Raw genomic sequence first — 16422 nt, 5'->3', positions numbered from 1 at the left:
ATTAAACAATACTACGCGGATCAACAACTACAATATCCGAAAACCGCTTAAAATCATCAACATTAAATGTCAATAAATGTGTAATATTATGAGCTACCATAGCCGCAGCTAAACGTGCATCATGCACCTGTTTTCCCATCACTTGATATTTAATCACCAGAGATTCCCACTCAGTAAAAATTTGTGGTGTATCTAACTCCAATATAAATATCTTTTTAAGTTTTTCGCTTTCTTCTTCAGCTTGAGTGATAGATAAACCTAATCCATTTTTATCAAGAGGTCTTGTAGCAACAGCCCAAAATTCAATTATATTTTGTGGAATAATACATAAAAATTCACCTTGCTTTTTGAGCTTCAAAATTGCCCTTTGAGTATCAAGGTGTATGGGACTATTTTTTTGTACCAAACGCAGTAAAATATTAGTATCTACCAGATATTTCATAACATTTCATCTTCTCTGGTATAAATACTATCTCGACTAATAGCCGCATCTGAAAGTGGTGGTGCTAGAGTAAAAGCAGGACTATTGATTAAATTCATTAGTGCTGTTTCCCAATCTTCCTCTGTTGTTACTTGAGAAAAAGATTTTTCATCTTGATTTTTCAAACTATCTTCAATCAAAGATTCAAGATAAGATTCAATTGATAAACCTTGTTTAGTAGCTTGGGTAATCAGACGAGCTTCTATTTCTGGTTTCAATTGTAGCTGTATAGTTTTATATTGTTTCATATTCTTCGATGCTAGTTAATTAATATCAAGTAAAACTTATGATTAACTTGATATATTAAAAGTATATCAGATTTAAACACCGAAGGTATCGCTTTTGGGGAGTTCAGGGGATGCGATAACGAAATTAATCTAAATCTTCTTCAGTTAAACCAGCATCTTTCAAAATACTTTTCAGTGTACCCATAGGTAGATCACGATTTCCATGAACAGGTATAGAAAGAATCACACTCATATCTTCCTTAACATAGATATGATGACTACCTGTAATCCTTTTTAGATTCCATCCATAGCGTTCCACAATCTTACACAGAGATTTACCAGAAACGGATTTCATAAAGATAACTCAATTAACTGTTTTTCTGGTTCAACTTCTTCTTGCTGACTAGCAACTTCTAACCAACCTTGAACAGCATCTTTCAACATTTCTAATAAATGTTCATAACTTTCACCCCAGGTATGACACCCTGGTAAAGCTGGTACAGAACCACACCATACACCGTCTTCTTCCCAAATAATTGCTTTTATTTTCATAGTCAATTCCTTGAACTAAGGATATTTTACCGCAGGGGGAGTCAGACGTATCAGTTTAATGAAGATGAATAATCGCTATTTGGGGGGTTGAAGGGATGCGATCGCTGTTTGGGGGTTGAAGGGATGCGATCGCTTTTGGGAAGTTGGAGGGGGTGCGATAGCGAAGCGCTGCTGCAAGCAGTTCACTGTTTGGGGAGTTGAAGGGATGCGATCGCTGTTTGGGAGTTGAGGGGATGCGATCGCTTTTGGGAAGTTGGAGGGGGTGCGATAGCGAAGCGCTGCTGCAAGCAGTTCACTGTTTGGGGAGTTGAAGGGATGCGATCGCTTTTGGGAGGTTGAGGGGGTGCGATCGCTGTTTGGGAAGTTGGAGGGGTGCGATAGCGAAGCGCGACCTAGGAATCGCTGTTTGGGAAGTTGGAGGGGTGCGATAGCGAAGCGCTGCTGCAAGCAGTTCGCTGTTTGGGAGGTTGAGGGGGTGCGATAGCGAAGCGCTGCTGCAAGCAGTTCGCTGTTTGGGAGGTTAAAGGGAGTGCGATCTCTCTTTCTCTGTGTCCTCTGTGTCTCTGTGGTTCGTTAAAAAAAGAATGTTTGGGGAAGTTGAGGGGATGCGATAGCGAAGCGCTGCTGCAAGCAGTTCGCTGTTTGGGGGTTGAGGAGTGCGATCGCTATAGTATAATTAGAAAAAAGTCAAAATTTTAAACAATATGGCAACAGGGATACCTGGTAAAAATGGGCGTAACCATAAACAAAATACAACATCTTTCCGAATTGAATATGAAGGAAAAATGCCTATAGAAGATATATTAAAAATTCAGCCAGCTAAGTTAAATCATATAATTAGCATTGAAGGATATCCTAGAAATCAACTAATATATGGAGATAATTTAAACGTTCTTCGTACATTATTAAATAATGATAATGTTGCCGGAAAAGTTAACTTAATATATATTGATCCACCTTATGCAACAGGTAGCAGTTTTGAGTCTCGTAATAGCAATCATGCTTATCATGATCTCATGGCAGGTACAGAATATTTAGAATATTTGCGTCAACGTCTTATTTTAATTAGAGAAATTCTCTCAGAAGAAGGTTCTATTTATGTACATTTAGATGAAAAAATGGCTTGTACTGTCAAAATTATCATGGATGAAATTTTTGGAGTTAAAAATTTTCGGAATTGGATTACTAGAAAAAAATGCAATCCTAAAAACTATACACGCAAACAATATGGTAATGTTGCCGATTTTATTCTTTTTTATACAAAAACAGATAATTATGTATGGAATCAACCTTTTGATGCTTGGACAGAAGACTCGATTAAAAAAGAATATCAATATGTAGAAGAAGAAACAGGAAGACTATATAAAAAAGTTCCTATTCATGCTCCAGGGGTAAGAAAAGGAGCAACCAGTCAATCTTGGAGGGGTATGCTACCACCTCCCGGTAAACATTGGCAATATACACCAGAAACATTAGACGAAATGGATGCACGAGGGGAAATATATTGGTCTTCAACAGGTAATCCCAGAAGAAAAGTATATTTAGATAATAGTCAGGGTATTTCGATTCAAGATATTTGGCTTGATTTTAAAGACGCTCACAATCAAAATATTAAAATCACTGGTTATCCAACGGAGAAAAATTCAGAGATGATGAAACGGATAATTATGGCTTCATCAAATCCAGGAGATATTGTTTTAGATGCCTTTGCAGGAAGTGGAACTACTCTAACAGTATCTGAAGAATTAGGTAGAAGATGGATAGGTATTGATAATTCTTCATTATCTATTGATACTATAATTCAACGTTTAGTGAATGGTAGTGAAGCAATGGGTGATTTTGTTAATGGCAAAAATGGTAGTTGTAAATATAAACAAATCAACTTAATTGATGTTAATAGAATTTTAAAAACAGGTTTAGACTTGTATATTGAAGAATCAGAAATTTTAGAGTTAATTTCTGATCAAATCATCAAAAATTGGAATAGTAAACTTAACTATCTAACCAGCTTTGTGTAAATCTCTCGTCTAACATTTTCAAAGTACAAACCATCACTCTAGTTTGTCCATATTGTTCTAAATTAGCGTAATCATTCCACATAGAACCTAGAAGTAATCCAGGATCATCATTCAGCATCAATACTTTTAATGACAAATTATAGGTTTGAGCATAACTCAAAATTTCTGTTATTTTATCTCGATTGCCACCTGTTCTATCATCTTCCTGAGAACCTCCTCTGTCGGAGTCATAGCGAGCAAATCCAACTACCAATGGAGTACCATCTAAGCGGGATATCAATATATCCGCTGGGGTTTTATATTGCCAGTTATCTAATACTTCATTTAGTATTACATCTCTTCCAGCACGAACAGGACCACGAATTAAATAATCCTTGCTAAATACTTTGTTAAACCATAAGAAAAAACTTTCTGTTAAGTCATAACCTTTTTGTCCTCGCGTACTTTGCTCTAAAAGTATTGCCATGAGAGTCTCATCAGGTATAGGACGGCTTTGCAAATTTTGTTTCACTTGCTCTATTGGACGAAATCTATAGCCAAAGTCTTTAATAATATCAGGTATTTTGGTTTTCCTTTTAGTCATTTCAACTGATGTATCTGGAGAGACATATCTCCGAAATACTCTGAGTAACTGAATTCTCAAGGGATCAGGCTCTTTAGTAATAATTTCAAGTAAATTTGCAGAACTTTGAGCTTGTTCTACAACTTCTGTAAAACGCAATAACACATTCTCATAAAGAATTTTAGCTTCATCTAAGGAATCTGGATAGAAAGGTGAATCAAATATAGTAATCCAATTAGATGCTGTTGCTTTGTAACTAGCAAATGTAGTCAAAATTATTTCCTTATTTTTATGATCAGCACAGGTTATTAATATAAGCAATCGTGGTATTCTTGTCCAGGTCTTTCTTAAAAAAGTGATATTTGGGAGGAAGGTGTGCGATCGCTATAACATTTAAGCAGTAGCGAATGCAGTATATTTCCTTTCTTCAGGAGGATGAAAAGCTAAGACAATATCAAGATTAGAAATACCTAACTTCATTAATTCATTAGCTATTCCTTCCTCAGTCCAATCTTCTTCAATCCAAATTTTATCATTTTTAATTCTGATATTAACTTGGATATTATTTGTTCTTTTTTTGCCATCCCAACCCAAAAAAACCCAAATATAGTGATGATTATTATCATCAAAAATCAAACAACTTTCATCAGTTAAATTTGCCGCACCAGAAACCCAATTATGATATTCTGTGAGAACTTGTTTAATTGCTATTTGATATTGCTCTAGTTTATCCATTGTAATATCTCCTCCTTTTCGACATTAACTACAATCATCAAAATTTGATTTAATTCGACAATCTCTTTGATTGAATCTCTAGTAAAAAAGTTGCGGATTTTTAACATTATAAACACTACCAATACCAGGTAGTCGTGCTAATTGTGAAAAAGTCTGCCTCGTAGCATCAAAAAAACTCAATGCTGCATCAAAATTACTGTCAGCAATATAAGCAAACTGTTCATCAAGGTCAACACTAGCCTTTGGTCTAATTACAATTCGTCTAGTCATTGCTATTACTTGCGGAGTCTCTCTAGAAGCTGAGTGCGTTTTTGTTGCCACCACTCATCCGTAATTTCAATCGCTTCACCACTATCTAAGCCTTCTAATAGCAATGTTTCTAGTCGTGTTTGTGCCACTTTTTCTAAATCTTGACGAATCAAATGTCGAATATATTCGCTTGTGGTACTGTAGCCACATTTTGCAACCTGTTCATTGATAAAGTCCCGCATGGAATCGGGAAGAGAAATATTTACTGTAGTCATAGCTAATAAGTCTTTATATTTCTGATTCTTTAATTATGGCAAATATTGTCAATTTTTGTCAAATGTTTTGTAGCCCACATTCAGCAGGTAATTTCAGACAAAAAATAATATCGGTGACAAGATGGACAAAGGAACTGTAAAATCAGTTTTTGTCTATCTGTGAGTTGAATTGAAGATTTAATCCCATAACTACTATATCTAGATCGGATAAATCTTGAAGACGCTGAATAATTTTTTCTGATCTTTGATTAAGATATTGAATACAAACATTACTATCTAATAAATATTTCATCAGTTTGTATTGCTAACAATTAATCATTTCTTCTAAGCTATCATCTAAAGTATCATCAATACCTAAATTATCTATAATAATTGGATCATCAGCACAACTTCCTGCTGTTTGATTAATAAATTCTTGCCAGTCTAAATTGTGTTTTTCTGTAGTTATCAAAGTTGTTGGTTTATTGATCAAATTTTGACGAAATAAACGGACAATTTCCAATATTTCTGGTATGTATTCTTCTGGAGTTTGGGCAATTTCTAATAATAAATCGTTCCAGGGTGTAGTTGAGGATGTTGCTGTGATGAGTTGGTGATTATTAATCATAAAATACTAGATTTGATTATTTTTACATATTATCAGTATATCAGATCAGAATCAGCAAGTGTAACTTACCCAAAGTATCGCTGTTTGAGAAGTTGAAGGGGTGCGATAGCGAAGCGCTGCTGCAAGCAGTTCGCTCTTTCTCTGTGTCTGGAGTGGTTTGTTAAAAAAGGATGTTTGGGAGTTGAGGGAGTGCGATCGCACACAATAACAAATATAATTAAACAGGGAAGAAATCAGCATCTAATATTTCATCAACAGAAAAAGGACACTCTTGAGGAAAAATAGACAGAGGAAGTCCAGTTTCAATCGCTGCTTCTTTGCGAGCGTGTTGGTAACAATTATCAAAAACTTCGATATAATAGCTTTTTAAACTAGGACTATCTAAAAATGCTTCTTGCAATCTTTGACGATGTTCATAGATTGTATATAGCCAGCTATTAGAGCGGTTTTGGGGTTGGAATTTGTATTTAAGAAGGTGCATAATTAGCACTCTAAGATTACTTCTTAAAGAATTTTTCTCACTTCTTCCCATACTTTCAATTTCTTCAATTAAATTTTCTAATTCTAATTCTGAAAAACTTTTACTTTTTAATAAATAAGCAGTTTTTTCTAACCACAAGTTATGATCTTGTGCATAAAGATTACTACCTTTAGTAACAGATTGATGGATCATAATCTTCTCCTGATTTGATTGATTTTTACAGGTAAGGTTTTCCATTAACTACCAAATTAACCGCAAAACCATTATCAATATTTTATTATATTGATTTAACTTTGTTGATTCTATATTCTAGAATATCACAAATTGATATAATTATATCTGTTTGGGAGTTGAGGGGATGCGATCTCAAGTTGACAGAGAAAGACTTAACACTACAGCTAATGCTTGAGAAATAAGCTGCATTTGTGATTCAGAAAGTTGACCTAATTTTCTAATTAATCGTATTTCTGAAACAGAACGGATTTGAAAAGTATCAACACTAGAAACTTTTGCCAAACTATTCTCTGTACTTAGTTCTAATTTTACCATCCAAGGTCTAATAGAATAACGTTCTTTCCAATCTGTCACTGGAACAATTATCTTCAAAGGTAAAATGCCAATGGCATTATCATTAACTATAATACAAGGACGTTTTTTACTAATTTCCGTACCTATAGTTGGATCTAAATTAACTAACCAGACTTCACCTCTATACATAAGTTTCACAAATTCTGTTAATCTTCATCTGGATAGTCATAAAAATCTTCTCCATCTAAATCGGAGAAAACATTTAATTCACCATCATTTGCATAATCTTCAATAGCTGTAATAGCTGCTAATGCTAATTGATGTTTTTGCTGTTCTTTTGTTAAAAATTCTTGTTGTTCATTAACTAATTGTAAAGCAAATTCAGCTATTTTCAAGCGTTCATTGATACTGAGTTTTGGCAAAGATTTAAGAATTGCTTGCGTTTCCATACTAACTCAACCTCTCAATTTATTCAGTATATCAGAATTTAAAGAAGATATGTTTTAGTGTAACTCACCTGTCACTCTCCTATGTAAGTTAGAATTGACATCTGGGGAGTGCAATAGCGTAAGTGCTGACTTGTCAGTTCGCTGTTTGGGATTTGAGGGAGTGCGATAGCGAAGCGCTGCTGCAAGTAGTTCGCTATTGGGGAGTTGAAGGGGTGCGATCGCTTGTAATTAAACAACACTACGTGGATCAACAACTACAATATCCGAAACCCCTTGCAAATCTTCCTGACATTGGCTCAAAATTTCTGTTAAACATTCATTAATTACATGATAATTTTCATTACCTAATCGAAATAAAATTACACTTCCCATATCAGCTAAAAACTTCATTTTAATATTACGCAGTTTTAAAAGAATAAACCCTTTCTTGAGTCAACCATGCTGCATAAAGCAAAGATTGACGAATATCATCAGCTTCTAAATCAGGATATTCTTCTAAAATCTCCTCTAGTGGTTTTCCATTAGCTACTAAATTTACCACTAAAGAAACAGGTATTCGCATCCCCCGAATACAAGCTTGTCCTGCCATGATTTGCGGATCAAATGTAATTCTTTCTAAATTTAACATAAAAAATATTTGTTCTTCACTATGTTTGATTCTATCAAAAACTTATTCATAACATCACATTGCGATCGCTATTGGAGAAGTTGAAGGGTACGATAGCGAAGCGCTGCTGCAAGCAGTATTTAACATCAAAATATTTATTTTTCACTATCTTACTATCTTTTAGAGGATCATAAATTTATCTATAATATCACAAATTAACGCTCTCTCGTGTTCTTCGATGCTTTGTGGTTTGTTAAAAAAGGTATATTGGGTTTTTGAAGGATGCGATCGCGCAAGTGCCGACTTGTCAGTTCGCTGTTCGGGGATTGAGAGAGTGCGTTAGCGAAGCGCTCCGCAGGAATCAGGTAGGTTGTTGTAGGCGATCGCACACAACAACAAATATAATTAAACTGAAAAAAAATCAGCCCAAGCCGATTGGTGACTTGGGTAAATTGCCTAGATAAATTTGTGAATTTAGTTTAGGAGTAGTTGACACTCTCCGGTCTAAAGACGCGGAGATTCTATAGAGAGTTTCAGTCTATATCCCTCAGTTATCCCAGTTTCAGGCAGGGTTCCTTAAATATTTGGGTTCTTGCCCTGATTTCGTTGGATCTGGCGGGCGAAATCATATCTGACAAGCGTAACTTTCCGAGAGTCTTTCGGTAGCTTTTTACGTCTTTAGTGACAATATAGTTGTATCACGAATATGGATTAAAATCAATGCAGGATAAAGGAAAGCCTCTAGCCTTCATCCCTTGTCTAAAGCACAGATGTAGCTTCCTAAGTCAGCTACATCTTCAAGGGTTTTCGGCATTTCCCTTATAATCTAAACAGCCCCACTGTTTTTATTAAACAAAATGGTGATTGTTTTGAAAATTAACTTTAAATCGTAAACTAAAGTCCAATTTTGCTGATACTGTAAATCTAACCGAATCACATCTTCAAAACTCCGAACTTTAGAGCGACCGTTAACTTGCCATTCACCAGTCATGCCAGGTTTCACGTCAAAACGTTGCCATTCTGGGACTTCATAGCGTTCTACTTCATCGGGTGTCGGTGGTCGAGTCCCGACTAAACTCATTTCTCCTTTGAGAACATTCCAAAATTGAGGTAGTTCATCGAGACTGGTACGGCGTAAAAATTTACCTACTTTAGTAATTCGGGGATCATTATCGTTTTTAAAGAAAGCACCTTCGGCTTGGTTTTTAATTTGGGATTTTCTGGCTTCGGCATCTACACACATAGAGCGAAATTTCCAAATTGCAAACCGCTTACCCATCCAGCCGCAACGGGTTTGCCGAAATAAAATCGGACCGGGATCATCAATTTGAATGGCGATCGCTATGGGAATAAATAAAACAGATGTAATTACTAATCCCACTAATGATCCGACAATATCAATGGCCCGTTTCATCCAAGATGCTACGGAGTTATGAGTTTGGGGAAGTGGATCTACTTTGCGAGAATTATTTTTTCCGGCATCTGTTAAATTATCTGTTGCGATTAATCTGAGGTTGTGAAGAGACTCAATGGGAAACACCTGATCTAGTCCCGTCAGATTTAAAACGGCCATAACTTGGGGTGTCACATGACGCAATGTGACTTTAATTCCCTTTTCTTGAGAATTTTTAAAGTTACTAACCAAAGAACCTAAACCACTACTGTCCATAAAAGTAGTATTTTGAAAATCAATGAAAATTTGCCCAGGTGGTACATCCGCTTGAATTAGGTTTTGGCAAGTTTGTTTAAAATTGACAGCTTCAAGCACAGTTAATCTCACTGGAACTTGCAAGATTGCTGCGTCTTCTAAATAAGTCACTGAAAAATCTACTGATATAGGTTGGCTACTCATAAAAATCTGGACTTTAGTTGCCATATATAATCTAATTTGCTCAACGTTATTTTGCTTTAGAAAAACAATTAACCTTACCTTTAATCTGTCTGATGAAGCACAAGTTGGTAGATCTTTAAAGATTAGAGAAAATATCACCAATAAAGCTTCACAATCACAGCGATTTATAAAGTTTTTGCTGTTGTGAATATGTCGGATCTATTTAGAATCCGTAGGTATGGATTTAAAGTTTCCCCCCAGGAAAAAAAATCGGATGTGATACAATCAAGAGCAAGAAAACCCTGCCCCTAAAGATTTTTGATTTCCTCAATGTATTTTACAAAAAGTCCATATCGCTATATAGCCATTCCCCTACTAGCGAGGTACAAGGTTTTTTCGTCTTAAGGAACAGGGAACAGGGAAAAGTGAATAAGTTGGTGTGTACTTCATTAGACTGGGAAAAGCTATATAACTTGTCTCTAACACTAAATTAGAGGTATTTGTAAAAATAATTGTCTTCCAAAGTACAGTTGTTAAGAAGTTAGAATGGGCAGTTTTAATTAGTTGCGAAGGTGAATGATTCGATTCTGGTATTTTTGTAATGTGTGACTTTCTAAATTATAAAATATTGCAGCGATTGGGTTATTTAAAAATTTTTGATGAGCGAAATAATAAAGTTTGATAAAGTTTTAATATGGCGTGCAGGAGTCAGGAGCAAGAAAGAGGAAAATAGAAGATAGAGGATGAATCCATGTCCTTGTGGGGTGGGCAACACCCAACCCACTAGCTGTGAAGATTTTACCAGAGCATCCGGTAAGCGTAAAGCGAGGGTGTCTTTAGACCTGAGATATAAGCGACTCGTTGAACCAAGAATCTCAGTGGCTTTAGCCCTGAGAGTGTCAAAGACCTGAATCCTCATTCCTCGATTTAGTTTTAGCCTTGTTGGCGCTTCGTTTGAGAGCCGAAAGTCTGGCTTCATATCGAGAGCGCTGACCTTTGCTAGGAGTGTTTTCCACCAAAGTTTTTAAGGCACTACCAAGACTTTTATAGGCGTTAGGTAAACTATAGCCAAAGCGGGTTGCTAGAGTGATCGCTTTTTCGTCCGCATCCAGCAATTCTTTAATTTGTTTACCACCATTATTTTTTTGATATAATCGCCAACCGGACACGCCACAAAGTGCTAAAGCCAATACTAGCAATAATCCATCTTGTACCCACAACTCACCTACAGCACCACCCAAACCAATAGCTAGTGCTGCCATTTCCCAACCATCTTTGGGAATTGTGTCATTTTGAATGCGAGCAACTTCGTGCCAAAACAGCAAATTACGCTGATCCATTGCGAGAGCATCCCACTTCACCAAGTCAATTTGAATTTCTACTTGGTCTTTGCCAATCTCTTCGCAACGAATCAGGGATGGATTAACCTCTATCGTGCCTTCAACTGTTACCCAACTTTGCAATTCTGGGGGTAACAAGCTTTTTAACCGCCGGAGTTCACTCATTTCTGCTTTAGCAGAGGAGGTTGCATAGGATGTCATAAAAATCCAGCCTTACAAAATTTCAGTATATGATCAGGTTATCACTTTGCAGTCTAGGGATTTCAGTAGTTATCCGCCTTAATCATCGGCAAAACTACCGCGCTTTTTCCGGGCTTCCATAGCTTTTTCTAGGAGTTCTAATAATCCAGGAGCTTGTTCTTGAATACTCAACAATAATCTTTCTCCTAAGTCTAGATTGCCCGGATCTTCTCCTGTTTCCATTACCTCTTGCAACCGCGGGAGGGCAATGGTATCCACAATTTGGATTAATCCGCTCAGACAACGGTTAAATTGTCTCTCGGTGAGCATGGAGTCTTCCAGGGGAAATTCGATGATAGCGCGGATTTCACCATCGGATGGATCATATTCCCATTGCAGCATTTTGGTTTCCCAGGAAATAGCCAGCATCGTCTGGAGGATAGCATCTTTGTGGGGATGATCTTTTACTTCTCCCAGCACTTGGGGTGCAAACAGCCGAAAAAATTTTCCTTCCTCATCCAGTTGGACAACTATGAGGAAATCTTCGATGTTTTCAGCTTCAACACCTGTAATAATCCGGTCTTCTTTTTCATCAATACGGTAGTCCCAACCAAGATTATCGAGATACTTGGCTATTTGTTTGAGATTTGCTGCCATAAAAGCCTCGTAAGGAACAGTACAAGAGGCTGTCACCAAAACTATTCTAACCCGCTAGGCGCATTTACTCAATTGCAACAGTAATTTTCACCGAGGTTAATTTATCAGCGTTGCTGATTTGAAGTATGAAATTCCCAAATTGAACCTTTAAAACTCTTGACTTTGCGTCTTTGCGCCTTTGCGTGAGACTAAAATCCATACCCTTAATCAGCAACGCTAATTTATCTTAATCTAGCACATCGTCATCTAAAATTGGTATAATAAAGATCCCTGACTTGTGAAGGAGCAGTCAGGGATCTGAGATTCATAACTTACTTAGCGCAAATTAGTTAAATGTTCTGGAGACAACTAATACTAGGAGCAAAGAAGTATTCACCACCTTGAAGATGTACCCAAAGATCAAATAGGTTTATGGCCGTTGTTCCTTCTTTCCCCCATTGTTGTGGGTATTTTTGCGTTCTGTTAGCCTGATTTGCCTTACCATCACCAGGTTGCGTTTGACCAATAATCGGATCTACTCCCACATTAACGTCAACAAAGTTATTAGCATTAGCCCAAGCAGCTTGCATGAAATTAAATTGATTTGCAATATCAGCTTGAAAACATAGGAAAAATAATCCTGAACCGGTTACCGGTGGTTCAAACCCTGCTTGATCCCACTTCTTCCCATCCGGTAATGATTGATAATCTACCCCATAGCTCACTGCACGACGAGCAATTCTATGGTTTCTCTCTTTTCTTAAAGCTTCATCAAAACTTTCTCCTGCCGAATCTACTCGTCCTGTATCTCCTCTAGGATTAGTTTTGCGGACGTGGGTATGAAATGGACATTTTAATCCCTGTGTATCATCATCATAATTGAAATCGTCAAACTCACCTGCTTTAGTATTAGCTGGTAACTCTGCCCGTCTTAATTCCGAACCTTTCATTGTTAATGGTGTTCCATCTCGAAAACGTCCCATCATTAATGCTGCACCTAATTCGTTATCGCCATTTAATTGTAAGTTTGATTGATCATTCTTAGCGAGGAAATTTTCAGCACTAATAAATGCCTTCACATCTTGTTCAAGTTTTCGACAAACTAAATAACTGCCATAGCTATCTTTCAATTTACCATTAGGATCTTTGGTCAAAACTAGACTAAGAGGGGCGCGGGGATCCCATTTACTATTTTTCCATGTAGCAGAAGAACTTCCAAAGGTCTTGATTTTGGCTTTTTCGATGTCTCTTTTGAGGAATAGAGGTTGACTAATCCCATCAACGAAACCAAAGTGTTCAATATGCTCACCTTTTTCATTTTTGAGGATGAAGCCATCTTCTCTATGAACAACTTGAGCTAGACGATAGAGTTCTCTTGTGATCTTATTAACCGTTTGCAAAAGGCTAACTACATTATCATCAGCAATTAGTAATAAGGCATGAATCTCCTCTTGTAATCCTGGGTCCCATTTTTCAATTACTGGATCACCTAACAATTTTCTGATTGTATCGTTTTTCATACCAAACCGAAAAGATTCATCACCAGGAATTTGAAAAGGTTTAAATCCTAAATACTCATAACCTTTACGGCTGAGAAAGAAATTGACAAATGGATCACCTGCAATTTTTTTGTCTCTGTACAATTTCGCCTCGTCTGCTTGTTTCTGAGCAGATGTTATTTTCGTTGCAAACCCCCTAATCCATTCTTTTAATTGTTGGACTTGATTAGGTTTGAATTGCAGAAACAAATGCACACTACTATCTCTTCCATGTCCTCGGAGAATATTCCCTTGTAAATCCTTGAGTAAATCTGCATATTTACCAGGATTTTCAGTATCAATACCTTCTTCGGGAAGTGTTTGCAAATCTGCTTCTGTTAGTTCCATTAATTCCATTGTTGGTAGTTCCTATTTTTTAGTTTGTAGATCCACTGTTGCTATATTCAGTTACAGCAACAGTGAATTGAAAGGGTAGTGAATCTGTCTAGGCTTCTAGTTTTACGAACTTGGCTTCCGAGGGCTTGCCAATATCATTGACGTAAAACATCATGTAGAGGCTTCTAGTTTTACGAACTTGGCTTCCGAGGGCTTGCCAATATCATTGACGTAAAACATCATGTAGTAACCGGGTGGATAAAGATTGGCATTTGTGGGAGCTTGAAAATCGAGAGTAGAATTATCTGCTGCGACATTTTCAATCTTTAAATCTGCCAGCCGTTGTCCATAATCAAAAGAGTGAGTTCCTGAACTTAATTTAGTCAGAACCAGAGAACCTTTGCTGGTAGCATTTGTCAATGAAACTGTGCTTGATTGTCCATATTTCAGGGTTTTAGGAGCAGTGACAATTTCTGGGCGTTGTCCTTCTTTGAACAAATAAGGAGGAGTAAAAATTTCTGCTTGCCAAATTTCTGCGGGGACAAATGGTTCTGGATCATCATCTACAAAATATGTCTTGGGATCTTCGTAATACTTGTCTAAATCGAAGGTTTGTACATCTCCTGATTTGTCTTTTAATTGAGGTTCTGTGTATAATTTGGGTATTGTGTAGTAATTTTTCGGATCTGGTAAAACGTCAACACGGACTGTTCCATCTTGTTTTCTAGCTGCACGACTGGGATTACCACCAATAACTAAGACACGAGCATCAGGCAATAATACAGCATTATTGTGATACAACCTGGGGAATTTACCAGGACTCATTGCTTCGGTTTTATAACCACTAGGTGACAATGAATCAGCAGTCATCAATAGTGGTTCAAAAATAGGTTTATATTCTCCATATTCACCACCATTAACTGTCAATATTTGTTTAGTGGGAAGAATTACAGCCTGATTCATAGAACGGGGTTTATCGAAAAAATCAGGGTAGATTTCCCATGTCCCTTTTTCGTCGGAATTTTTGGGAGCAGACCAACGTTCTAAACTCTTAGCAATTCTGACTCCTTTCTTAGCTAAATTGTCATTGTAGCTATCTTTTTTAAAGGCACCATTTTCTTTTTTACCCAGGTAAGGACGACCAAAGTTAATGTCATTAGTACCAATGATGCCTCCCATTAACAAGACATCACCTTCTTTATTAGGATCTAAGATTCCAGTTCCATAAACTTTGGATATCTCTTTTCTGTCGGGTCCAATTTCAAAACTTACAGAAAATTTACCCAGGCTATCCTTTGTGAGTGACATTAAATAGGTTTTGTTGCTTTCGTGTATTTCCAGTGGGGATTTACCTGCACCATCACCTGTGATTAACAATTTGCCATCCGCAGTGGGAAAAATGCGGGGATAAAGGTCAATGCTATCGTAAGCATCTATGGTTCTGGAAACTGGTTGATTATTGTGGGTGTAATTGTCTTGGTAGGTAATTTTGGTGTTGAAGGGGCTATTTTCTACGTAAGTCAGATCAATATATTGAAAGTTCTTAGTTGTGGGGTCAAAGATTTCAATGGAAGGTGTGATCTGATTTGGTTTGTCATATTTCAAACCGGAAAAAATCACCAGTTTTCCATCGGCTAAGGTGATAGGACTAGGATACCAACGTCCTTCTTTTAAGAATGAACCAACTGTAGACCAGGGTGTGGTCTGCTCTTGCGGATTTTCATTGTTCTGCGGATTTTTCGTGTCCCAGTTGTATAGGTTGGTTTGTTTTGAGCCTTCAAACTTTTCTCCTGGATAGTAGCGATGAGAGCCACTAATAAATAAAACGTTACCATCTGGTAAATGCACGTTGGCTGAACAAAAAGGATCGTTGCTTTGTCCATTTTGTAGTGATGGAGGTGAAGGAATGCGCTCAAATGTATTGGTTTTTGGATCAAATAAGGCAGAGTTATTGACTACTGCACTATCTCTTCCATTGACCCCATCAATAAATTTGTTTCCTGTTCCGTCTTGGACTAATGTGTTACGGTTACTGCTGCCATTGACTATCAATACTTTACCGTTAGGTAATAGTGAAGTATGCACACCTTGCATCCAGTCTTTTTTATCTAGAGGTAAAGGTACTGTTTGCCATTGTCCTTTGGTAGCACTTTCGATATTGGCTGAAATAGCAGTGTCAGCCCTAACAATATCTGGATTGAGAATTAATCCTAAACAAGTTAGAAGAATTATGAGAAATGTTACTTTTTTATGCACTGGTTGATTCTCAATATTGACATATTGAATACATACGACATCTTGTAAAATAAAAATGAGTTCTTTAGATTGTTTTAAGATTTTTTGTCAAAAAAATATATCGTATAATATACAATACTTAATCATTTCACAAAAATTTATATTCACTTAATATTACTTGATAGAGTAGGGCGTAAACGCCAACAAGTAAAGCCGCATTCCCACTCTTACAAGTCACCCGTGAGTTGGGAAAAAGACCCCTTGCAGCGTATGACCGAGGCTATGGTAATGCCAAATTTGTGCAAGCTACGGAGAAGACTGAGACAGACCTATTATTGCGGTTAGCATCTAATAGATGTGTATGGGGTAAAACTGATACTGACAAAGGAAGAGGCTCACCTCGTAAGCATGGTCATAAATTTAAGTTCAATGACCCAGAAACTTGCACAGAAGCAACTGAAACTTTAGAAGTAGAAGACCCGAAAGTTGGACGAGTGAAAGTTAGGAGTCCTATACAGCACTTCCCGATGTTATGAGGTACAAGAACCCCACCCC

General features: G+C 37.0%; 22 protein-coding genes. 2 read left to right on the top strand and 20 right to left on the bottom strand.

The genetic code is table 11. The annotated features are described in order from the left end of the window. Window position 1 precedes the first annotated feature (1 nt). From IQ226_RS09595 to IQ226_RS09575, 5 genes are all read right to left on the bottom strand, one after another. Complete coding sequence (locus IQ226_RS09595) at window positions 2-442, bottom strand: type II toxin-antitoxin system VapC family toxin (RefSeq protein ID WP_193894870.1); 441 nt, start codon at window positions 440-442, stop codon at window positions 2-4. Then, the gene (locus IQ226_RS09590) at window positions 439-729 is read right to left on the bottom strand and encodes a hypothetical protein (protein ID WP_168696952.1); all 291 of its coding nucleotides are present in this window, start codon (window positions 727-729) and stop codon (window positions 439-441) included. Before IQ226_RS09590 ends, IQ226_RS09595 begins: the two co-directional genes overlap by 4 nt. A 124-nt stretch (window positions 730-853) precedes the next feature. Next, window positions 854-1063 carry a type II toxin-antitoxin system HicA family toxin gene (locus tag IQ226_RS09585; RefSeq protein ID WP_168696953.1) on the bottom strand — a complete coding sequence of 70 codons (210 nt, stop codon included), beginning with the start codon at window positions 1061-1063 and terminating at the stop codon, window positions 854-856. Further along, the gene (locus IQ226_RS09580; RefSeq protein ID WP_096569238.1) at window positions 1060-1260 is read right to left on the bottom strand and encodes a type II toxin-antitoxin system HicB family antitoxin; all 201 of its coding nucleotides are present in this window, start codon (window positions 1258-1260) and stop codon (window positions 1060-1062) included. The genes IQ226_RS09585 and IQ226_RS09580 overlap by 4 nt, the downstream gene beginning before the upstream one ends. A gap of 75 nt (window positions 1261-1335) precedes the next feature. Next, window positions 1336-1707 (bottom strand): hypothetical protein, encoded by a 372-nt coding sequence (locus IQ226_RS09575; protein ID WP_193894868.1) that lies wholly within the window; start codon window positions 1705-1707, stop codon window positions 1336-1338. Window positions 1708-1964: 257 nt separating this feature from the next. Between IQ226_RS09575 and IQ226_RS09570 the strand changes: the two genes are divergently transcribed. Then, window positions 1965-3278, top strand: a complete 1314-nt coding sequence (locus tag IQ226_RS09570; RefSeq protein ID WP_193894866.1) for a site-specific DNA-methyltransferase — start codon at window positions 1965-1967, stop codon at window positions 3276-3278. Here the strand turns inward: IQ226_RS09570 and IQ226_RS09565 are convergent. The 15 genes from IQ226_RS09565 to IQ226_RS25905 form a co-directional block, all read right to left on the bottom strand. Beyond that, window positions 3253-4113, bottom strand: coding sequence for a hypothetical protein (locus IQ226_RS09565; protein WP_193894864.1), 861 nt, complete (start codon window positions 4111-4113; stop codon window positions 3253-3255). The genes IQ226_RS09570 and IQ226_RS09565 overlap by 26 nt on opposite strands. A gap of 120 nt (window positions 4114-4233) precedes the next feature. After that, window positions 4234-4575 (bottom strand): XisI protein, encoded by a 342-nt coding sequence (locus tag IQ226_RS09560; protein ID WP_193894862.1) that lies wholly within the window; start codon window positions 4573-4575, stop codon window positions 4234-4236. 78 nt (window positions 4576-4653) lie between these two features. After that, the gene (locus IQ226_RS09555) at window positions 4654-4845 is read right to left on the bottom strand and encodes a type II toxin-antitoxin system RelE/ParE family toxin (protein ID WP_193894860.1); all 192 of its coding nucleotides are present in this window, start codon (window positions 4843-4845) and stop codon (window positions 4654-4656) included. 5 nt (window positions 4846-4850) lie between these two features. Continuing rightward, window positions 4851-5099 (bottom strand): type II toxin-antitoxin system ParD family antitoxin, encoded by a 249-nt coding sequence (locus IQ226_RS09550; RefSeq protein ID WP_193894858.1) that lies wholly within the window; start codon window positions 5097-5099, stop codon window positions 4851-4853. A gap of 304 nt (window positions 5100-5403) precedes the next feature. Further along, entirely contained in the window at window positions 5404-5706 is a 303-nt protein-coding gene (locus IQ226_RS09545) for a hypothetical protein (protein WP_193894856.1), read from the bottom strand. A gap of 217 nt (window positions 5707-5923) precedes the next feature. Further along, window positions 5924-6379, bottom strand: coding sequence for a DUF29 domain-containing protein (locus tag IQ226_RS09540; RefSeq protein ID WP_193894854.1), 456 nt, complete (start codon window positions 6377-6379; stop codon window positions 5924-5926). Between the two features lie 174 nt (window positions 6380-6553). After that, the gene (locus IQ226_RS09535; protein WP_193894852.1) at window positions 6554-6904 is read right to left on the bottom strand and encodes a type II toxin-antitoxin system PemK/MazF family toxin; all 351 of its coding nucleotides are present in this window, start codon (window positions 6902-6904) and stop codon (window positions 6554-6556) included. Window positions 6905-6921: 17 nt separating this feature from the next. Then, complete coding sequence (locus IQ226_RS09530; protein ID WP_193894850.1) at window positions 6922-7164, bottom strand: hypothetical protein; 243 nt, start codon at window positions 7162-7164, stop codon at window positions 6922-6924. Window positions 7165-7392: 228 nt separating this feature from the next. Further along, entirely contained in the window at window positions 7393-7554 is a 162-nt protein-coding gene (locus IQ226_RS09525; protein WP_193894848.1) for a hypothetical protein, read from the bottom strand. Window positions 7555-7561: 7 nt separating this feature from the next. Then, window positions 7562-7792: a DUF433 domain-containing protein gene (locus IQ226_RS09520; RefSeq protein WP_193894846.1), complete on the bottom strand. Its 231-nt coding sequence runs from the start codon at window positions 7790-7792 to the stop codon at window positions 7562-7564. Between the two features lie 805 nt (window positions 7793-8597). After that, window positions 8598-9647, bottom strand: a complete 1050-nt coding sequence (locus IQ226_RS09515) for a sugar transferase (RefSeq protein ID WP_193894844.1) — start codon at window positions 9645-9647, stop codon at window positions 8598-8600. Between the two features lie 854 nt (window positions 9648-10501). Further along, window positions 10502-11143: a DUF3318 domain-containing protein gene (locus tag IQ226_RS09510; protein ID WP_193894842.1), complete on the bottom strand. Its 642-nt coding sequence runs from the start codon at window positions 11141-11143 to the stop codon at window positions 10502-10504. Between the two features lie 78 nt (window positions 11144-11221). After that, window positions 11222-11779 carry a hypothetical protein gene (locus IQ226_RS09505; protein WP_193894840.1) on the bottom strand — a complete coding sequence of 186 codons (558 nt, stop codon included), beginning with the start codon at window positions 11777-11779 and terminating at the stop codon, window positions 11222-11224. Between the two features lie 329 nt (window positions 11780-12108). Beyond that, window positions 12109-13653: a peroxidase gene (locus IQ226_RS09500; RefSeq protein ID WP_228039344.1), complete on the bottom strand. Its 1545-nt coding sequence runs from the start codon at window positions 13651-13653 to the stop codon at window positions 12109-12111. Window positions 13654-13803: 150 nt separating this feature from the next. Further along, the gene (locus IQ226_RS25905; RefSeq protein ID WP_193894838.1) at window positions 13804-15888 is read right to left on the bottom strand and encodes a galactose oxidase early set domain-containing protein; all 2085 of its coding nucleotides are present in this window, start codon (window positions 15886-15888) and stop codon (window positions 13804-13806) included. Between the two features lie 224 nt (window positions 15889-16112). Between IQ226_RS25905 and IQ226_RS09490 the strand changes: the two genes are divergently transcribed. Then, window positions 16113-16403 carry a transposase gene (locus tag IQ226_RS09490; RefSeq protein ID WP_193894836.1) on the top strand — a complete coding sequence of 97 codons (291 nt, stop codon included), beginning with the start codon at window positions 16113-16115 and terminating at the stop codon, window positions 16401-16403. The last annotated feature ends 19 nt before the right edge of the window (window positions 16404-16422 follow it).

Origin of the sequence: Dolichospermum sp. LEGE 00240, from assembly GCF_015207875.1 — a bacterium.
GTDB classification, from domain to species: Bacteria; Cyanobacteriota; Cyanobacteriia; order Cyanobacteriales; family Nostocaceae; genus Dolichospermum; species Dolichospermum gracile.
Note: the sequence above shows the minus strand (reverse complement) of the source record. Positions and strands in the feature narration are given on the sequence as shown.